Origin of the sequence: uncultured Paraglaciecola sp., from assembly GCF_937123705.1 — a bacterium.
Taxonomy (GTDB): domain Bacteria; phylum Pseudomonadota; class Gammaproteobacteria; order Enterobacterales; family Alteromonadaceae; genus Paraglaciecola.
In genome coordinates, this window is record NZ_CAKZKO010000154.1 from 37892 (window position 1) to 56558 (window position 18667).

At 41.4% G+C, this 18667-nt stretch carries 20 protein-coding genes; 10 read left to right on the top strand and 10 right to left on the bottom strand.

Annotated elements, in window-relative coordinates; all coding sequences use genetic code 11:
• Positions 1-74: 74 nt before the first annotated feature.
• Genes Q0688_RS20865 through Q0688_RS20885 form a run of 5 tightly spaced genes read right to left on the bottom strand, consistent with a single transcriptional unit; the run spans position 75 to position 4115 of the window.
• Positions 75-668: a hypothetical protein gene (locus Q0688_RS20865; protein ID WP_299082030.1), complete on the bottom strand. Its 594-nt coding sequence runs from the start codon at positions 666-668 to the stop codon at positions 75-77.
• Positions 659-1792, bottom strand: coding sequence for a beta-ketoacyl synthase N-terminal-like domain-containing protein (locus Q0688_RS20870; protein WP_299082031.1), 1134 nt, complete (start codon positions 1790-1792; stop codon positions 659-661). Before Q0688_RS20870 ends, Q0688_RS20865 begins: the two co-directional genes overlap by 10 nt.
• Position 1793: 1 nt before the next feature.
• A complete protein-coding gene (locus Q0688_RS20875; protein ID WP_299082034.1) occupies positions 1794-2069 on the bottom strand; it encodes a phosphopantetheine-binding protein in 276 nt (91 codons plus the stop codon).
• A complete protein-coding gene (locus tag Q0688_RS20880; RefSeq protein WP_299082037.1) occupies positions 2060-3214 on the bottom strand; it encodes an ABC transporter permease in 1155 nt (384 codons plus the stop codon). Before Q0688_RS20880 ends, Q0688_RS20875 begins: the two co-directional genes overlap by 10 nt.
• Positions 3195-4115 (bottom strand): ABC transporter ATP-binding protein, encoded by a 921-nt coding sequence (locus tag Q0688_RS20885; protein ID WP_299082039.1) that lies wholly within the window; start codon positions 4113-4115, stop codon positions 3195-3197. The genes Q0688_RS20880 and Q0688_RS20885 overlap by 20 nt, the downstream gene beginning before the upstream one ends.
• A 190-nt stretch (positions 4116-4305) precedes the next feature.
• On the opposite strand from Q0688_RS20885, the gene Q0688_RS20890 reads away from it, so the two are divergent.
• Positions 4306-5136, top strand: coding sequence for a hypothetical protein (locus Q0688_RS20890; protein WP_299082041.1), 831 nt, complete (start codon positions 4306-4308; stop codon positions 5134-5136).
• Between the two features lie 6 nt (positions 5137-5142).
• Here the strand turns inward: Q0688_RS20890 and trkA are convergent, their stop codons facing one another.
• Genes trkA through def form a run of 4 tightly spaced genes read right to left on the bottom strand, consistent with a single transcriptional unit; the run spans position 5143 to position 9377 of the window.
• Entirely contained in the window at positions 5143-6522 is a 1380-nt protein-coding gene (trkA, locus tag Q0688_RS20895; RefSeq protein ID WP_299082044.1) for a Trk system potassium transporter TrkA, read from the bottom strand.
• 57 nt (positions 6523-6579) lie between these two features.
• The gene (gene rsmB, locus Q0688_RS20900) at positions 6580-7899 is read right to left on the bottom strand and encodes a 16S rRNA (cytosine(967)-C(5))-methyltransferase RsmB (RefSeq protein WP_299082047.1); all 1320 of its coding nucleotides are present in this window, start codon (positions 7897-7899) and stop codon (positions 6580-6582) included.
• A 13-nt stretch (positions 7900-7912) separates the two neighbouring features.
• Positions 7913-8860: a methionyl-tRNA formyltransferase gene (fmt, locus tag Q0688_RS20905; protein WP_299082050.1), complete on the bottom strand. Its 948-nt coding sequence runs from the start codon at positions 8858-8860 to the stop codon at positions 7913-7915.
• 7 nt (positions 8861-8867) lie between these two features.
• Positions 8868-9377, bottom strand: coding sequence for a peptide deformylase (gene def, locus Q0688_RS20910; protein ID WP_299082053.1), 510 nt, complete (start codon positions 9375-9377; stop codon positions 8868-8870).
• 206 nt (positions 9378-9583) lie between these two features.
• Here def and Q0688_RS20915 point away from each other — a divergent pair, with 206 nt between their 5' ends.
• From Q0688_RS20915 to Q0688_RS20955, 9 genes are all read left to right on the top strand, one after another.
• Complete coding sequence (locus Q0688_RS20915) at positions 9584-10660, top strand: LysM peptidoglycan-binding domain-containing protein (protein ID WP_299082056.1); 1077 nt, start codon at positions 9584-9586, stop codon at positions 10658-10660.
• A gap of 34 nt (positions 10661-10694) precedes the next feature.
• Positions 10695-11831, top strand: a complete 1137-nt coding sequence (dprA, locus tag Q0688_RS20920; RefSeq protein ID WP_299082059.1) for a DNA-processing protein DprA — start codon at positions 10695-10697, stop codon at positions 11829-11831.
• Between the two features lies 1 nt (position 11832).
• Positions 11833-12309: a DUF494 family protein gene (locus Q0688_RS20925; RefSeq protein WP_299082062.1), complete on the top strand. Its 477-nt coding sequence runs from the start codon at positions 11833-11835 to the stop codon at positions 12307-12309.
• A gap of 35 nt (positions 12310-12344) precedes the next feature.
• Positions 12345-12905 carry a topoisomerase DNA-binding C4 zinc finger domain-containing protein gene (locus tag Q0688_RS20930; protein ID WP_299082064.1) on the top strand — a complete coding sequence of 187 codons (561 nt, stop codon included), beginning with the start codon at positions 12345-12347 and terminating at the stop codon, positions 12903-12905.
• A gap of 149 nt (positions 12906-13054) precedes the next feature.
• Complete coding sequence (locus Q0688_RS20935; protein ID WP_299082066.1) at positions 13055-15370, top strand: DUF748 domain-containing protein; 2316 nt, start codon at positions 13055-13057, stop codon at positions 15368-15370.
• Between the two features lie 10 nt (positions 15371-15380).
• Positions 15381-15953, top strand: coding sequence for a Sua5/YciO/YrdC/YwlC family protein (locus Q0688_RS20940; RefSeq protein ID WP_299082068.1), 573 nt, complete (start codon positions 15381-15383; stop codon positions 15951-15953).
• 4 nt (positions 15954-15957) lie between these two features.
• Complete coding sequence (gene hemF / locus Q0688_RS20945; RefSeq protein ID WP_299082070.1) at positions 15958-16875, top strand: oxygen-dependent coproporphyrinogen oxidase; 918 nt, start codon at positions 15958-15960, stop codon at positions 16873-16875.
• On the top strand, positions 16866-17696 hold the full coding sequence (aroE, locus tag Q0688_RS20950; protein ID WP_299082072.1) for a shikimate dehydrogenase: 831 nt from the start codon (positions 16866-16868) through the stop codon (positions 17694-17696). The genes hemF and aroE overlap by 10 nt, the downstream gene beginning before the upstream one ends.
• Positions 17693-17944 carry a hypothetical protein gene (locus Q0688_RS20955; RefSeq protein ID WP_299082074.1) on the top strand — a complete coding sequence of 84 codons (252 nt, stop codon included), beginning with the start codon at positions 17693-17695 and terminating at the stop codon, positions 17942-17944. Before aroE ends, Q0688_RS20955 begins: the two co-directional genes overlap by 4 nt.
• 2 nt (positions 17945-17946) lie before the next feature.
• Here Q0688_RS20955 and Q0688_RS20960 read toward each other — a convergent pair whose 3' ends face one another.
• Positions 17947-18483, bottom strand: a complete 537-nt coding sequence (locus tag Q0688_RS20960) for a gamma carbonic anhydrase family protein (protein ID WP_299082076.1) — start codon at positions 18481-18483, stop codon at positions 17947-17949.
• Between the last annotated feature and the right edge of the window lie 184 nt (positions 18484-18667).

The following is an 18667-nucleotide window of genomic DNA, read 5'->3' on the forward strand; positions in this document are numbered from 1 at the left end:
AAGTGCTCACTCAGCGAGAGTTTAAAATGGCTGGGGCTTTCTGAGTGGTCACTTATTTATGAAGAATAATGGTATTACAAGGTCACATCAATTATTGCTGGTAATGCCATAGTGGCTAGTTCATTAAGGTTCTTAAGGTTTTGCTTCGAAGTGTAATGGGAGTGAAGTTGAGGATGAGCTAACAATAAGGCGTGACAGCTACGCTGTTGTTCTGTTTCTTGCCAAATAAGCAAGAGTATTGCCGATGCAGTATCTGTTTGGGTCTCTAAGGCGCTTAACAATAAACTCTTGGATAAGGCGTCTTTGTCTGCACCAACAAACAAATTGCAGCCATCTATGGCAAATTCTTTAGCAATGTAAAAATTGGCGGCATTGCCTACAGTGGCTACAAAATCTAAGGGTTTAATGGCGTGATTTTGTTGTAGATCCAACAACATTTGCTGGATCAACTCGATAGAAAAATGCTGGGCACAACTGATCAGCGATAATTTTTTATAATGGTGAATATCACCGCCAAGCTCAGCTACTGCCGCTAAGGCGCATAATGTAAAATTATCTAATCGTCTAACTGCTACCCCATATTTTTGTTTAACTTGCTGGCGCAGATTTTTGTTGTCGATGTCACGGCTATGGCTAAAATTAGCGTACTTCAATAAGGTTAATTGCATGCTTGAATTGTCTCCAATACCAAGGCGGCATTGTTGCCACCAAAGCCACTATGATTGACCAGTAGATATTGATACTGGCTAATTGCCTTATCAAGGGGTGCAAAAGGTAACATGATTACATGGGGTTGGCTGGTAACGTAGTCGGCGACAGGAATACTTTGTTGACTCAGTAAATAATCCATCAATGCCAGTTCTATCACGCCACAGGCACCTAAGGTATGTCCGATAAAGGGTTTAAGAGCCATGATAGGGGGCGGATCATTAAAGTAACTTTTTAGTGCATGGTACTCGGATATATCGTTGTTGTAAGTTGCTGTACCATGGACTTTAATCAAGTCTATATTACTAGCCCTTAGTCCTGACTCTTTAACAGCTTGGCTCATTACTTTGTGTATATGGCTACCATCTTCCGCCGTCATGGTCAGGCTGGATGTATCACAAGCAGAATCACCTTCTAAAACGCGATAACAGGCTTTGTCTTTAGGTTGAGAGTTAGACAGCAATAATGCCCCTATGCCTTCACCTAAAATTAATCCTTGGCGCTCTTGGTGAAAGGCCAACAATTGCTCACTACTTAATAAATCTAATGAATGAAAACCTGAGGTAGTTAGCTGATTATAAAATTCGCAACCAATCACTATAACCTGTTTAATATCAGTGCTTTGCAAAAGTTTTTTGGCATATAACACAGCGTTTAGGCTGGCGGTACAGGCGGTGTTGATTACTAAATGGTAAGGGTGTAGCGAAAATTTTTGTTGTAAATATTCGCTCAGCCTGTCGATTTTGGGTAAACCTAACGCTTTGTCGGTATCTGGGCTTAAGGTGCCAATATCTAATGAGGTAGAACCTAACATAAGTGCGGTTTGGCTTAATTGTTGAGGCGTTAAGCCACTGGTTTTGATCAGTTGTGCAACAACAGTGGATAAACTAGTAAACAGACGTGCTTCGGTATTATTGAGTGGCAGTTTATCCATAGCAAAAAAACTGGCGATTTGGGCTTGTTCTTCAACACCTGTAGTAAATGTAAGCTGAGTATTGGCTTGGGTTGAAAATGTTAACTGGGGTTCAACATAACTATTGCCACAGGCGCTATGGGAGACACTCGAATGGATATATACCGGCATATTAGTTAACAGACCCAACCTTTTGGATATGTGCAACAATGCTATTGATAGATTGTAAGTGTTTACGAGATTCCTTAGAGCCCTCTACTTTGATGCCAAAATGCTCCTTTAAAACCAAGGCGAGTTGCAAGGCATCGAGGGAGTCCAAGCCCACTTTAGAATCATTACCAAATAATGGCTCATCATCTGTTATATCTTCCCATGTCATGTCATCTTCTTTATCACATTCCACCACGATCAGTTTTTTTAATTGGGTTTTTATTGCTGTTAGTTCCATGAAAGTTTCCTTGTTTTGCGGCGAAAGAGTAAAGCCGAGATTAAGAGTGATATTGTCGCAAATATGCAGAGGAAAATAACACTTTTCCAATGTTCATGGCTAAATTGGCCATACATAGTGCCCTTAACAAGTTGCGCCGACCAGTACATTGGCGAAAATTGCGCGATTTGTTGTAACACCTTAGGCATAACATCAAGTGGTACCATAAAACCACTTAATGCCGCCATAATAATATTCACTCCGCCTCCTAGCACTATGGCTTGCTCAAAACTCTGTACAACCGCAGCAATAATCGAGGCAAAACTCACCGCTGCCAAGCTAACAACCAGAGCCGTGCACAGCAGTTCTGCTACTTGGTTATAGGGAATAACGGGTAAATCAATTAAAAGCGGAATAAGCCGCCAACCAATTAGGCTTAAAACTAAAAATTGTCCCAAGCTAAACAGATAAAATGCCAGTAACTTAACCAGAAAATAGTGCTGCAAATTAACAGGGAAGGTCTTTAATCTGATGAGTGTGCCACTTTGCACTTCATTAATCAGGGTTAAAGAAATAGGCAAAACAATAAAATACACCCCAAATACTAACCAAGATGGCACGCTATAGCTCACCACGGGCAGTTCTTGGTTTTCAGCGGCTATTTTAATGTAACCAGCGGTATCGGTTTGTTGGTTAATTTGCAACATTTGCGCATCTAACGGCAAATCCTGTTGCAACTCTCCGGTATCTAGCATGTACAAATGTAACTTTACTCGCGCGAAGGCCATTTGTAGGTGTTGATTGAGTAGGGCTTGAATTGCGGGGGAAGTTGACGGGGCAAATGTTATCTGTACTAAGGTGTTATTCTGACCTGAAAATAACCCTTGATTGAGATCAGGGCTAAGGGTTAATTTGGCGCTGGCATTGGGTTTATCGGCACTCAACTGATAGCCAAATTGAGACAAATAGCGGCCTAACAACCTTTGGGCGAATTCGTTGTTTGTGCGCAACTCAACATCAAGATTTTGAATCACTTGATCTTGCCGTTCACTCATTGCAAAGGTCATGATCAACATAAAAATAACAGGCATAAACAGCAATACCGCAACGCTATGCAGATCGCTAAACACCAAAATGAATTCCTTTTTAATGCTCTGAATTATCATCTTGTTCCATGTGACTTACATAATATTGGGTCAATGAGGTTTGGTCATAATGCAGGTTCACTATCTTATGTTGACTATGACCGAGTAATGTTAAAACTTGCTGTAAGATAGCGGGTGTTTCTATATATAGTTCGAATTGCTTGCCGCTGGGCGCAACTTTAATAGGGATATTTGACAGCTGTGCTATCCAATCTGCTGCTGGTATTTCTGCAAACTCTAGGGACAAGCATTTACTGCCATGTTGCAAATTTAAGTAACTGGCTTTGCCGTGATTTAACATCACTATTTGGTCACTGATATCTTGCACTTCGGCTAATAAATGCGATGTATATACTATGGTTTTCCCGTGTTTTTTTAGTGAGTTAAGCTGCGTTAATAGGGCTTCTCTGGTAATGGGATCAACCCCTACTGTGGGCTCATCTAAGTACAGTATTTGTGGATCTTTTAGTAAGGCTATGGCTAGATTTAACCTGCGTTTGTAGCCCCCGGATAAAATTTTTGCTGGTTTATTATAGACCTGTTGTAACTGACATTGCTCGGTAACCTTGTCTATTCTAGATTGGCATTTAGTCTGTTTAATGCCACATAAACTCACAAAATATTCTAAATTTTGAGCGACACTCAGTTGTGGATAAAATGCATATTCTTGAGGCACTAAGGCAACGTTTTTTTGAATAAACTGCCTGAGGGAGAGATTGTCACTTTGCTTAAAACACAGCGTCCCAGAGTAGCAAGTAATAAGGCCCGACAAAATGGATAATAAAGTTGATTTTCCTGCCCCATTTGGTCCGATTAGACCAAGGCATTGCCCTGCCTCCACATCAATATTAATCCCCTGAAGCGCAAGAGGTGAAGATTTAGTATAGCGATATTCAAGATCTTTTATGGTAAATGCTGACATTGTGTCTCAATAGAAAATTTGCTTTGGTGCCTGTTACAGAGCATGGTTGGCTTACTACGCTAATTTTATCTTAAGCCTAAGTGAGTGGCAGCGTCAGTGATATACTACTTTTAACTTTGCAGTTATTCAATTGCAACTAGGGCGTGTTACATAAGGAAGTTCATGGTCTCAGTTACCATATGGGTTATCGATGAATAAAATACTGCAATTTTATGGAAAATATTGGCTGGTGCGATGTATTTGGTGGCTAGGAATAGTGATACCGAGTATCCCCTTTATCCTCGTTTCCCTAGGACTGCTGTTACTGATGCATTGGCCTAAAAATTATCAAGATGTGGTCAATATTGATGTGAATTTGGATGCTGAGTACCTAACGTTTTCAGCTCACGGCGTGAAAGATTCAGCCGCCAGTTGGAGTGATGAGCTTCAACTGGTTTATGAGCAAATCCAACCCTTAACCTCCAGTGATATTCACACTCAACATATTAGTTTTGGCTGGCAACCTTATTCAGATAGTGTGTTTAATTGTTCTGTAGATGGTAAAAAAATTGGCTATGCTGTGGGTGAAAAAGTAGCGCAATTACCTAACCTTAATGCAGTTCATTTGGTCGGCCATAGCTGTGGTTCTTTTGTTATCTATGGAATGTGCACTGCGCTCAAAGAAATCCGCCCAGCAATGAGAGTCCACACCACCTATTTAGATCCCGTTTCTGTTTATTCTGGCGTTTTTTGGGATTATGGCATTGAATATTTTGGTAGTTGCGCGGATTTTAGTGACGCCTATATTGATACTCAGGATACTGTGCCAGGAAGCAACCAAGCTTTACATCATGGGGTGACTTTTGATGTCACCCAAACAAGAATTAGTAATCATCTGGACTTTGCGCCCCATGCTTGGCCCACACTGTTCTACGTCAATGCTTTGAAAAAACAACAAGTGCCCATTCATTACAATTCATTTGATGTTATGGGCGTTACTTATCAAAAAAATACCCTGAACAAATGGACATTAAGTTACTAGGGGCTATTACCCAAAAAAGAAAGCACTGGGTTGGAATAGTTTTTCAACGTGACTAATGAATTTCTTATCAACGAGGAACAGGATAACGTGATCATTGGCTTCTATTTTTGTATCGCCGTGGGCAATGATGACTTCTTCACTTCTTACAATGGCACCTATAGTGGTGCCAGGTGGCAGATTGATCTCACGAATTTCTCGCCCTACAACTTTAGATGTACTGCGGTCCCCGTGGGCAATGGCTTCTATGGCTTCTGCCGCTCCACGTCTAAGTGAGTAAACATTTACTATGTCTCCTCGCCTTATATGAGTTAGGAGTGCTGAGATAGTGGCTTGCTGAGGAGAGAAGGCAATATCAATCTCTCCACCTTGTACTAAATCTACATAAGCGCCTCGCTGGATCAATACCATGGCTTTAGATGCACCGAGTCGCTTGGCTAACATAGCCGACATAATGTTGGCTTCGTCATCGTTAGTAACAGCAATAAAAGCGTCGACCTGCTCAACATTTTCTTCGGTTAATAACTCATGATCTGAGGCATCTCCCGAAAAAACGATGGTTTTATCTAAGTGTGCGGAGAGGTATTTTGCTCTTTCGGGGTTGTACTCTAATAGTTTTACATTGTGATTATGTTCAAGTAATTTTGCCAGACCCGCACCAATTAATCCGCCACCGGCGATCATGATACGTTTGTAGCTCGACTCTAATTTTTGTAGTTCACTCATGACAGCGCGAATATGTTTAGTGGCGGCGATAAAAAACACTTCATCGTCGGCTTCAACAATAGTTGTACCTAATGGGCGGATAGGTTTGCCTCTACGATAGATAGCGGCCACACGTGTTTCTACATTGGGAATGTGTTCTTTGATGGCAGAAAGTGCATGGCCTACAAGTAAACCACCATAATAGGCTTTAACCGCTACAAGGCTTGCTTTACCTTCGGCAAATTCAACTACTTGTAAGGCACCTGGGTAATCTATTAAGCGTTTTATGGCTCTTGTTACCAGTTGCTCTGGTGCAATTAAATGATCGACAGGTACATCTTGATGCTTAAATAATTGTTCTTGGTAGATGATGTATTGTTCGGAGCGAACGCGAGCTATTTTGGTAGGTGTTTTAAATAAACTATAAGCGACCTGACAAGCCATCATATTGCTTTCATCGCTGTTGGTAACAGCAATCAGCATGTCGGCGTCTTCTGCCCCAGCTTTTTTTAGTACATCTGGATGAGAGCCCATGCCTCCTACTACTTGCAAGTCTAGTCTGTCTTGCAAATGTCTTAGCTTGTCTTGATCAGAATCGATAACGGTGATTTCATTTTTTTCACCGACTAAATTTTCCGCTAAGGTGGCACCCACTTGACCGGCACCAAGGATAATTATCTTCATTCGTGGTTTTTACACCTTATTTTTAGAGGGTGACAATAGTAGACAGGCCAACACGTCCTAGGACTTTACCAGTCGGGCATAATAGAAACCATCCATTTGTTGCTCTCCAGGCAAAATCTGTTTACCTGGTTTATCTGTAGAGTCATTGTAAAAGCTATTGTCTAACAAGGCGTTACTGGTACGTGATAAAAAATCGGAGACTTGTAAATGGTTTTCTTGTGGCAACACAGAGCAGGTTGCATATAGCAAAGTGCCGCCAGGTTTAATAAGTGGCCAAATGGCATCTAATATTTGTTTTTGTAAGTTCACTAAGACATCGATGTCTTTGGCTTTTCGTAACCATTTTATGTCGGGGTGACGGCGAATGATACCTGTGGCAGAACAAGGTGCATCTAGTAATACACGATCAAATAGTTGCCCATCCCACCACTTATCAGGAGAACTGGCATCTCCGATAATGACGTTGGCAGTATGCCCAAGGCGCGTTAGGTTTTCAGTTATTTTAGCAGCACGCTTTTCATCGATTTCAAGGGCAGTTACTTTTGATAAATGGGGGTGTGATTCGATAATGTGGCAGGTTTTACCACCGGGAGCAGCGCAGCAATCTAAGATTGAGTCGTTTGCTTGAGGCTGCAGAAAATGCGCTGCTAGCTGCGCCGCGCCGTCTTGCACTGCAAACCAGCCAGCGTCAAAACCCGGTAGGCTAGTGACGTCATAACCTTTTGATAATATTAAGGCTTCTGGGTGTTCAGGAGTATAACTAAATTCGACTCCTGACTGTTCTAACTCTTGGGCAAAACTTTCGCGGGTCACTTTTTGACTATTAACTCTGAGCCAAATGGGGGCTTTTGTCTGCATGTTAGCGATTAAATCGTTAAAGTCATCTTGATAGGCGCTTTCTAGTTTTTTGTATAACCATTTAGGCAACCCAGAGGCTACTTGTTTGCTTGGTGCGGGTTGTTGCGAGTACTCATCTCTAATAAAGGTGCGAAGTATCGCATTGACAAGCCCTTTCATAGCCAAAGTATTAAGGGGTTGGCATGCAGCCACTGTCTCGGATACTGCGGCATGTTGACTAACGCGGCTAAAGGCCAGTTGATAAAACCCTAGCATGATCAGTTGCTCAACTATTTTAAAGCGGTTTTTTAACGGTTTATCGAGTAGTTGTCTTAGCCAAAATTGTAGAATAGGTAAATTGCGAAGTACCCCATACACCATCTCTTGTAGCCAGGCTTTGTCTTGGTCTTTTAATGATGCTTGCGCAAGGGGTAAGCATTCTCTTGCCGACTGGCCTTCTTCTAATATTTGGTGCAATACTTTGGCGGCGTCAGCGCGCAAATTGAATGCTTTAAAGTGCGTACCCGTAGACTTAGACATTATGTATTATTCTTCATTTTAACGAGGTGCCAACAGTAAACCAATCTGCTTTTCCATTTAACACATCACTCACTGCCATAGGCTTTTTGCCCGGCAGTTGTATTTTGGTTAGCAATAAAGACTCAACACCGGTGGCAACGAGAATACCCTCTTTGTTCGCTTTAAGAATATACCCAGCAGCAAGCTTGCTAGGATTTTCTGATTTAACAACAGCAGATGCATGCACTTTAATATTTGCTTCGTTTAAAGTGAAAAATGCCACAGGCCATGGATTAAAGGCGCGAATATTTCTTTCAAGTTGTTCGGCAGGTAGTTGCCAGTCAATCTTAGCTTCGTCTTTTGATAGCTTTTTGGCATAGCTTGCTAGTGTATTGTCTTGAACTTGAGGCGGCAACTCTTCCAATTTTGACAGGGTTTCAAGTAATGCTTTAGGGCCAATTTTCGCCAGTTTTTGATATAAGCTGGCGCTGGTATCTTGTTTGGTAATGGCAATGGAGTGCTTTAGTAACATAGCACCTGTATCTAAACCTTCATCCATTTGCATAACGGTTACCCCCGCTACTTTATCACCCGCCCATATGGAACGCTGAATTGGTGCGGCGCCTCGCCATTTAGGTAATAATGAACCATGCACATTAAGGCAGCCTAATTTGGGGGTATTTAATATTGCGCAGGGCAATATTAAACCGTAAGCAACCACAACCATGATATCGGCACCTAATTCAGCTAAGGTCTGTTGTGCTTCTGGTGTTTTTAAGGTTTGTGGCTGAAATACAGGAATATCATGTTCAACAGCTAGTTTTTTGACTTCGCTCGCCTGTAGTTTTTTACCTCTACCCGCTGGGCGATCTGGCTGACTGTAAACTGCAATGATCTCATGCTCTGAATTTATGAGAGCTTGTAAATGCAAGGCTGCAAATTCAGGGGTACCTGCAAATATTATTTTTAACGGCTTATTCAATTGTGGTTTAGCCTCTTGCCGCTAGTCGGGCTTCTTTTTCTAGTTTAGTTTTAATTCTTTTACGCTTAAGGGGGGATAAATAGTCTACAAATAATTTGCCATTTAGATGATCCAATTCATGTTGAATACAAATAGCCAGCAAACCATCCGCATCTAGAGTAAAAGGTTCGCCTGCTTTATCAAGGGCTGTAACCGTGATTTTTTCAGCTCTTTCAACCTGTGCATAATTATTGGGAACAGATAGGCAGCCTTCTTCACTGATGGTTGTACCTTCTTTATGGGTGATTTCTGGATTAATAAAAACCATAGGTGCATCTTGGTTTTCTGAGACATCCATGACCACTAATCGTTGATGTACATCGATTTGTGTTGCGGCTAAACCAATGCCGTTTTCGTCACGCATTGTTTCAAACATATCACTGATTAATGCAGTGATAGATTTATCAACTTTCTCGATTTTTTTCGCTACTGTGCGTAATCTCTCATCAGGAAAACGCAAAACATCTAATATTGCCATTGTATTATTCAACTATAATGAGCCGAGACTCAGGAACTAATGTAACCAATAGTAACTTTACGTTACAGTGAGGGAGTTAGTATTGGCGTGTGTATTATTTACTATACGATCAAATAGAATTGACTATTTAATTGGTTTCAAGCTGCGCTATTCTAGCGTAAATCGATCCAAAACATAATAGTCACTGCATCAAGGTGTATATAAGAATGACGAGCAAAAAAATAATTAGGTTGCTGATACTGCTGCTGATCATGCCAGTATATAGCTTCGCAGACAGTATTTTAGTCAAAGACACAGCCCCAGAAATATATGTTGTAAAAAAAGGCGATACCTTATGGGATATTTCCAATATGTATTTAGAGGAGCCTTGGCAATGGCCAGAGCTTTGGCGTACTAATGTTCATATTACCAATCCTCATCTTATTTATCCCGGTGACGAATTGCACTTGGTTAAAAATGAACAAGGTGAAAATGTACTTGAAGTAGTGAGAGAAATAGAAAAGCAGGAGATTAAACTATCTCCAGAAGGCGTTAAATCCTTTAAAACCCGAGAAGCGATACCGGCGTTGCCATGGTCCGTTATCAAACCCTATATTGAAAATGAGATGATTATGACGCAACAAGCTTATGATCGTCACCCGCATATTTTGGGAAATCAAGATGGTGCAGTGCGTTATGCATCTGATGATTTGGTGCTTGGCAAAGCGGGTCGCCGTTCTAAAGAAAACTTGAGCATCGTTAGAAAACAAAACGAGCTGCACGACATGGAAGGTAACTTTATAGGTTTGCAAGTGCGACATTTAGCCTCTGCAAAGTTAGTAGATGCAAATATAGGTAAGCAGAAACTCATTAAAATACTTAAGTCTAACTTAGAGGTTAAGCGAGGCGACAAAATTATACCAGCGGTTAACAATGAGCCTGATGAAATACAGCTTAAGGCTGCTGATGCCCAAAGAGGACATATTATTGATGACTTAGAACAACATAACTTATTAGGTAGATTTAATGTTGTTGTACTAGATATTGGTGCTGACCAAGTGTCTGCCGGTACTATTATGGGTATTTACAGTCAGGGGCCGAGAATAATTGACGGTAAACAACCCAAGTATGAAGGTGAAACGGATATGATCCGTAGTGCTTTCAATCAGGGAGATGAAATTAGTCAGCCTGCATTAAAAATTGGTGAAGTAGTGGTATTTAAAACTTTTGAAAAAGCGAGTTACGCACTGATTACCCGATCAGCTAAAGTGATTAAGAGAGGGATGATTGTAGCCAAACCTTAGCCCTTAAAAGGGCTAACTGCCTAGGGAGAAATTCATGCAACAGGATGTTGAAGTAGGTAGTAACGATAGAGGCGAGCTGGAAAATTGGTTGAAGTTGGTACAAATACCCAATTTTTCAGTGACAAGCTTAAAAAAGCTAGAGAAAAAGTGTGATGTGGGACTATCTGAATTGTTTACCACATCACCAGCCTTGCTTGAGAAAATGGGGTTTAATTCCCAGCAAATTAACGCAGTATTGAAACCTAATACCCAAGCTATTCAGGCTAGCTTGGATTGGCTCAGTGCAGCGAAAAACAGATTTTTAATCCACTTCGACCATCCTAGTTACCCTGACTTACTCAAACAGATTTCAAGCCCCCCTCCACTATTATATGGTTATGGAGATCCCAAACATTTAAGAAACTACCAAATTGCTATGGTAGGTAGTAGAAATCCTAGTCCTCAGGGAAAAGAAAATGCCAAATTTTTCTCACATCAATTAAGTCAATGTGGTTGGACAGTGACCAGTGGCTTGGCGCTAGGAATAGATGGTTTGTCTCATCAAGGAGCAGTACAAGGAGGGTATACCACTATCGCTGTACTAGGGACGGCTATTGATAAAATGTATCCGCGACGCCATATCAAGTTATCTGAGGAAATTTTGCATAATAATGGGGTGATTATTTCAGAATTTGCACCAAACACACCAGGGCGTCCAGAGTACTTCCCCAGACGAAATCGCATTATTAGCGGTTTGTCGCTTGGTACACTCATTGTTGAAGCGGCAATTAAAAGTGGCTCATTGATCACCGCAAGGTGTGCCTTAGAGCAAAACCGAGATGTGTTTGCGATACCCGGTAATATCCATAACCCAATGTCTGCCGGATGCCATTACCTGATCCAACAAGGGGCCAAGTTGGTGACATGTGTAAAAGACATTAATGAAGAGTTTCAGCATCTTTTTTTACCAGAGGTAAGCAAAATACAGCAAAAATCGGAAAATAATGGCTCACAAAGCTTGGCATCGGACAAATTGTTAGATAGTGTAGATTTTGAAGCAACGCCACTAGATATAGTAGCGCAACGCAGCGGCTTAGAAGTAACAGATGTAATGTCACAATTATTAGAATATGAATTGCGCGGTTTAGTTACCGCTGTTCCCGGCGGTTACATTAAATTGGGGGAAAAATAACATGTTCGATATCCTTATGTATTTATTTGAAAACTTTATCCATAGCGAAACTGAAATACGGGTCGATCAAGACGAGTTAACAGATGAGTTGGTGAGAGCGGGTTTTCATCACGACGAAATATACAAAGCACTATCTTGGTTGGAAAAGCTTGCGGCATTGCAAGAAACCGACATCAAACCCTATTTAGCTAAAGGCACTACTTCATTTGTTACTCGTATCTATACCCAAGATGAGGAAATGCGTTTAGATGTTGAGTGTCGTGGTTTTTTAATGTTTCTTGAGCAAATTCAGGTTTTAGATCCCTCTACTCGAGAGATGGTGATTGATCGTGTGATGGAAATTGATTCAAAAGAGTTCTGCCTTGAGGACATGAAATGGGTTGTGTTAATGGTGCTATTTAATGTCCCAGGAAAAGAAAACGCTTATGCTCAAATGGAAGAATTATTGTTTGAAGAGCCAGAAGGTCCTCTGCACTGATTGTTTCATGAATAAAAAATATGCGTGTTTTTTAGATGTCTAAGATTGATCACTCTCTGTTTTCAGGCAAAGCGTCTGAGCAAGCTTTTGGACCTTGTCCAAAATGTGCTGCCAAACTACAGGTTAGACGCGGTAAGTCTGGCGCTTTTATTGGTTGCAGTTGTTACCCAGATTGTGACTTTTCAAAACCCTTACACGAATACGAAAATGCCGAGATCAAAACCATTGATGGCTCTGCTTGTCCAGTATGCCAATCGTTATTGGTTATTAAAAAGGGGCGTTATGGGTTGTTTATTGGTTGCAGTGAATTTCCTGAATGTGATTACATTGAATCAAATCACAACAGTGAAGATACGCTACTTATCTGCCCATCCTGTAATAAAGGCCATATTAACAAACGAGCAAATAAGTTTGGCAAGTCATTTTATGCGTGTGATAATTACCCCAAATGTAAATACTTATTAAATTTTCCACCTGTTGATCACCCGTGCCCCAAATGCCATTGGCCGATTATGCAGCAGAAAAAAAGTAGCGGTGAAATTGAACTGGTTTGCCCACAAAAACGATGCCAATGTAAAATTCCTAAGCCTGAGTAACACCATATTTTTCGGCCCAAAAATTGGGTAGATTTCTTTAAAGCCACCTTAAATAGATATTAATCATGACCTCCTCTACAAACAAAGCTAAATCACATCTGTTAACGACTGCTGCAAAATTTTTATTCGTTTTGTTTTTGGTAATATACTTGGTTGTTTGGATAGCCTCGCCCTTGGTGGTTCGTCACTTTGCCAAAAATCCTTTGAACGAAATGGGTGTATCTTTGAGTGACGACAGCTCGGTGAGATTCAATCCTTTTACCAGTACGCTAACGGTAAGCGAGTTGACTTTGCTTGATGTCAATAAAAGCCAAGCCTTATCTGTTGAATACGCAGAAATCAGTGTGCATTTACATCGTTTGTTATTGAAAGAACTGTACGTATCGAAGTTTTTGTTAAGCGGCACCGAAGTTAAAATTGTCAAAGATAAGCAAAATTTAATTGTGGCAGGGGTTGACCTAACGGCTCGTTCTGAAGCCGAACAAGAGCTGCCTAAAGTTGAACAAAAAAGTGACGAACCACCTCTAGATTATACTGTGGTGATCCCCGAGTTAAGATTACAAAAAATATTGTTTGATGCCAATATCGATGGCACTTCGCAGCGGGTCTTGCTAAATCAGCTTGCGGTAACTGATAGTTCTTTGAGTATGCTAAAACAGCAGTTGTCGTTATCTATGGACGCACTTGTTAATAAAGCGCCAATGATGCTGACTTCAGATGTTTCTTTACAGGGGGGTACAGGCTCGATAGATAGTGCTTTCTCACTGGAGAAGTTTGACACCGAAACCTTAAGCCCTTTATTGACTGACTTAGGTGTGAGTATTTCAGGGGCATTTTCTGCCAACGGCAACCCTAAAGTGAATATTGGCGAAGAGAATATTGCTGTAACCAGTGAGCAAATAGTCGTGTCTGTAGCAGCTCTTAATCTCAACTATGCCCCTTGGATTGTAGAAGGCGCTAGTGATGTGGTTACAATCGATAATTTAAACATCACAGCCTTACCAAGTGGCGATGTGCAACAACTGAGCGCGACAGTTGGCACTCGGTTAAAACAAGGCAATATAGGATTAAAATCCCATGACAACAGTGTGGCGAATTGGGAGGATATAAGTTTATCTACCGACTTACAGCTGGTGGACATGCAGCCGAATATTGTGATTGAACGGGTGCAAGTGAATGGGCTTAACTTGTCTGAAAACCGCCAAATAGCGGAGTCTTTGCCTATGCTTAGCGTCGGGCAACTCGCGGTTTCAGATGTGCAATTTTCCGATAATCACCTGAAAATAGACACTATCTCTATGGCTGGGTTAAAAACAGATATAAGAGTGAACCCAGATAAAAGCATTCACGGTTTGGTTGATACCACAGCATTAACATCCGTGCCTCAAGATGAAGCAACTGCGCCTGAAGATGTTGCTGAACCAGAACAAACACCAGGGTTAACCCTTGAATTAGGCAAGTTTTTACTAGCCGATGCCGCGTTTGTTCACATCAATGACCAAAGCGTGTCACCTGCTTACGAGCATAAAATTACCATTGAAAAGCTACAAGCGGGGCCATTTGATAGTACCAATAGTGAGTTAGAAAGCCCTTTTGAGTTGCTGGCCACAGATGAAGGCTATCTCAAAATTGATGCAAAAGGGCATGTGATGTTATTTGCAGACAAACTGAACGCCTTAGTTAATGCCAATGTCAGTGAGTTAAATTTGCCCGCTGTATCACCTTACGTAAAAGATGGGCTAGGTTTTGAGATGAAAAGCGGTCAGCTTGATGTTGATATTGAAGTCGTCGTAAAAGACGATGCAATAGACGGAAAGACTAAGCTGTTTATGCGGGGGATTGATATGTCCAGCGCCGATGAGGTGGAGCAAGGAACAATCAAAGAAGGTAAAGCTATGCCGCTGAATGTCGCCTTAGGTATGTTGAAAGACGACCAGGGCAATATTGACTTAGGTGTGCCTTTACGAGGCAATGTCAGTGAGCCTTCTTTTGGCGTTGAGAGTTTCTTAGGGTTAGTATTAAAAAAAGCCGCCATGTCTCAGGCTAAGAGCTATTTAATGAATACTTTTGTTCCATATGCCTCTGTGGTTTCGGTAGCCATAACGGGCGCAGAGTATTTGCTAAAAGTAAGGTTTGAACCATTGATTTTTCAAACCGGCGAGGTTGGCTTAACCGAAGAGAACCAGCAATATTTGAGCGAACTCGTGTTATTTATGAACGACAAGCCCAAGTTACAGCTAAAAACCTGTGCTATTGGTACTTATGCCGATTTATCTTTAGCTGCAGAAACAGTACTAAATTCAGATCAAAAAGCATCACTTAAAGCCATGGGATCTAAGCGACAAGATAACTTGAAACGATACTTGATTGAGCAAGGCATTGCCTCTTCTCGGATTTTATTCTGTGCGCCAGAGCTAGATACGGCAGCGGATGCACAGGCACGAATTGAGCTAAAAACGGACTAAATCAAGATACATGAACCAGCTATCAAACAGCGAAGACAACAAACTGATCCTAGAGACTTTACTGGCAGGGGGCATACTCGCTTACCCAACAGAGTCAGTATTAGGGTTGGGTTGTGATCCAGATAATGAAGGTGCAGTTCAGCAGTTATTGACGTTGAAAAAGCGCCCAATAGAGAAAGGCTTGATCTTGGTGGCAAATACGTATTCGCAATTACTGCCTTACGTGGATGATGCAAAAATTCCCATGCAGATGCGTAGCGAAATATTTTCTAGTTGGCCAGGTCCAGTTACTTGGCTTCTTCCCGCTGCCGAGCAAGCGCCTAAATGGGTTACCGGCAATAGTGACTTAATCGCTGTACGTGTGAGTCAACACCTTGTCGTACGTCAATTATGTGAGCAATTTGGCAAGCCTTTGGTTTCTACCAGTGCTAATGTGTCTGGAAAGCCCCCCGCTATAAATGCTAAACAACTATATCAACAATTTGATGAAAGCCTATATCTAGTAAAAGGGCAGGTTGGTGGGGCAAGTAAACCCAGTAAAATCCGTCACGGAAATTCAGGAAAAACCATAAGAGACAATTAGTTAGATGACAACAGATTCAATGCCAGATATACAAAAAGTAAAAGAATATTTGCTAAAACTGCAAGATAACATTTGCCAAACCTTAGAGTTGGTGGATGGTAAAGGCAGTTTTGTAGAAGACAAATGGCAGCGCGAACTAGGTGGTGGCGGCCGCACTCGAGTGCTAACAGATGGCAAACTTATTGAACAAGGCGGTGTTAATTTTTCTCATGTGTTTGGTGGAGAGTTACCAGCATCCGCCACAGCGGCCAGGCCAGAGCTCGCTGGAAGAAGCTTCCAAGCAGTTGGTGTGTCCTTAGTTATTCACCCTCATAATCCTTATATACCCACAACTCATGCGAATGTACGTTATTTTGTTGCCGAGAAACCTGGCGAAGAACCTGTGTGGTGGTTTGGTGGCGGATTTGATCTCACTCCTTTCTACCCTTTTTATGAAGATGTGGTGCATTGGCATACAGTCGCCGATAAACTTTGCTCACCTTTTGGGAATGATGTTTATGCAAAATATAAAAAGTGGTGCGATGACTATTTTTATTTAAAACACCGAGACGAAACCCGTGGTGTTGGTGGCTTATTTTTTGATGATTTAAATGAACAGGGTTTTGAAAAGAGTTTTAAATTTATGCAAGCCGTAGGCGATGGCTTTCTAGATGCTTACGTGCCCATTGTAGAAAAACGTAAAGACCTTGCTTTTGGTGAAAAAGAGCGAGAATTTCAATTGTACAGACGTGGGCGTTACGTAGAATTCAACTTGGTATTCGACAGAGGCACCTTATTTGGACTGCAATCTGGTGGTCGCACCGAATCAATTTTAATGTCGATGCCACCACTCGCACGATGGGAATATAGTTACCAGCCTGAGCCTGATAGTAAAGAAGCCGATTTATACACCAACTACTTACATCCTAGAGAATGGATCTAGTGAATAAACTTACGGTTTTCGGCAACCCCATAGCCCAAAGTAAATCACCTTTTATTCATCAAATGTTTGCTAAACAAGCGGGTCTAGAGGTTGAGTATGATCGTACCTTGGCAACCAAAGAAAACTTTATCTCAGAATTATCAAAGTTTTTAGCCGATCCTAATGCAAGAGGTTGCAATATCACCTCTCCATTTAAAGAGCAAACAGCTGAATGGGTCGATGAATTATCTGCCGCCGCAAAAATAGCGGGTGCGGTGAATACCGTCATTAAAAAAGCAGATGGCACATTTATCGGAGGCACCACAGACGGTATAGGATTAGTTCAAGACTTACAGCGTCTAGGTGTACAAATCAAGGGCGCTCGGATTTTATTGTTAGGCGCTGGTGGTGCCGCTAGAGGTGTCTTGCAATCTATCTTTACCCTAGAACCTGCCTTACTCGTCGTAGCCAATCGAACTCAAGAAAAAGCTAAACTGTTAGCTTCTTTGATACCCCAAGACAATTTTAAGGGGGTGGGACTAAGCCAATTAGATGAAGTGCAACAGCCCTTCGATCTTATTCTAAATTCCACTTCTGCTAGTTTGACCGGAGAGTTACCCGCTATCCCAGATTCAGTCGTAAGCAAGAGTACATGGGTTTACGATATGAGTTACGGCGATAAACCCACAGTATTTTTGCAACATGCAGATAAGCTCGGGGTAACCAATACGTTTGATGGACTCGGTATGTTAGTAGGGCAAGCGGCAGAAAGTTTTTACTTGTGGACGGGGTTTCGTCCTGATGTTGAGCCTGTTATAAAAGCTCTTAGAAATAACTTATGAATCAAGCGATTCAAGTTTTAGATGGTTGCATCTATATAGAAACGAAAAAAGCACTTCAAGTGGATGTTATGGTCGCTGGGCAAATGTTGGTCTGCTATATAAGCGGAAAGGATAAAGAGAGCCTGATGTCTATTTACAGGGCCAAGCAGTTTGAAATAGAAGAATTGATTGAACAACAAGGTTTACAAGAGAAATGGAATTCAGACGGTGAAATATGGCTCACCGCCGACGCAATAAATGTATATTAAATCTACTTAGCCTCTGCAATATACTCATCTTTAAGTTTCACGTAGTTTAAAGCCGACTGTTTTAAAAAAGCCACTTCACTTTCTTTTAGGCGTCTTGCTTGTTGTGCTGGGTTACCTTTATATAAATAGCCACTTTTCAGGGTCTTGTTAGGAGGTACTAATGTACCTGCTCCGATGAACACATCATCCTCTACTACTGCACCGTCCATGATAATAGTGCCCATACCCACTAATATGCGATCACCTAAGGTACAACCATGCAACATACATTTATGTCCTACTGTCACATCCGCTCCAATAACAAGCGGAAACCCAAGAGGATTAGCCTCGCTAGTTCTAGAAACGTGTAATACAGTGCCATCTTGCACATTAGTCCTGGCACCTATTCTTATATAATTAACATCGCCTCTAGCGGCAACCAACGGCCAAATGCTGACATGCTCGGCACATTCAACATCGCCTACCACTACTGAAGAAGCATCTATATAGCAATGCGCCCCTAAAAATGGGCTTCTTGTCTTGTATGTTCTAATTGTCATCTCTGTTCTACCAAAATTCTTTGAAATAGATGATATCAAAAACAAAACACGACTTATGCGTTAAAATTGCAGTTTTAACACTCTATTTGTTGGCTATTTAAGCAAACAAACATTTATTTCAAATAAGTGCTTGCATAGGAATCTGTTCTCTCTATAATGCGCCCTCGCTTCAAGGGAGACCACT

Coding starts and splice junctions, on each gene's coding strand:
- hemF (WP_299082070.1), top strand. CDS start 15,958: ATGACAACAGATTCAATGCCAGATATACAAAAAGTAAAAGAATATTTG.
- Q0688_RS20955 (WP_299082074.1), top strand. CDS start 17,693: ATGAATCAAGCGATTCAAGTTTTAGATGGTTGCATCTATATAGAAACG.
- Q0688_RS20870 (WP_299082031.1), bottom strand. CDS start 1,792: ATGCCGGTATATATCCATTCGAGTGTCTCCCATAGCGCCTGTGGCAAT.
- def (WP_299082053.1), bottom strand. CDS start 9,377: ATGGCAATATTAGATGTTTTGCGTTTTCCTGATGAGAGATTACGCACA.
- Q0688_RS20915 (WP_299082056.1), top strand. CDS start 9,584: ATGACGAGCAAAAAAATAATTAGGTTGCTGATACTGCTGCTGATCATG.
- Q0688_RS20875 (WP_299082034.1), bottom strand. CDS start 2,069: ATGGAACTAACAGCAATAAAAACCCAATTAAAAAAACTGATCGTGGTG.
- Q0688_RS20880 (WP_299082037.1), bottom strand. CDS start 3,214: ATGATAATTCAGAGCATTAAAAAGGAATTCATTTTGGTGTTTAGCGAT.
- Q0688_RS20940 (WP_299082068.1), top strand. CDS start 15,381: ATGAACCAGCTATCAAACAGCGAAGACAACAAACTGATCCTAGAGACT.
- Q0688_RS20865 (WP_299082030.1), bottom strand. CDS start 668: ATGCAATTAACCTTATTGAAGTACGCTAATTTTAGCCATAGCCGTGAC.
- Q0688_RS20960 (WP_299082076.1), bottom strand. CDS start 18,483: ATGACAATTAGAACATACAAGACAAGAAGCCCATTTTTAGGGGCGCAT.
- dprA (WP_299082059.1), top strand. CDS start 10,695: ATGCAACAGGATGTTGAAGTAGGTAGTAACGATAGAGGCGAGCTGGAA.
- Q0688_RS20890 (WP_299082041.1), top strand. CDS start 4,306: ATGAATAAAATACTGCAATTTTATGGAAAATATTGGCTGGTGCGATGT.
- Q0688_RS20925 (WP_299082062.1), top strand. CDS start 11,833: ATGTTCGATATCCTTATGTATTTATTTGAAAACTTTATCCATAGCGAA.
- Q0688_RS20930 (WP_299082064.1), top strand. CDS start 12,345: ATGTCTAAGATTGATCACTCTCTGTTTTCAGGCAAAGCGTCTGAGCAA.
- Q0688_RS20885 (WP_299082039.1), bottom strand. CDS start 4,115: ATGTCAGCATTTACCATAAAAGATCTTGAATATCGCTATACTAAATCT.
- rsmB (WP_299082047.1), bottom strand. CDS start 7,899: ATGTCTAAGTCTACGGGTACGCACTTTAAAGCATTCAATTTGCGCGCT.
- aroE (WP_299082072.1), top strand. CDS start 16,866: ATGGATCTAGTGAATAAACTTACGGTTTTCGGCAACCCCATAGCCCAA.
- trkA (WP_299082044.1), bottom strand. CDS start 6,522: ATGAAGATAATTATCCTTGGTGCCGGTCAAGTGGGTGCCACCTTAGCG.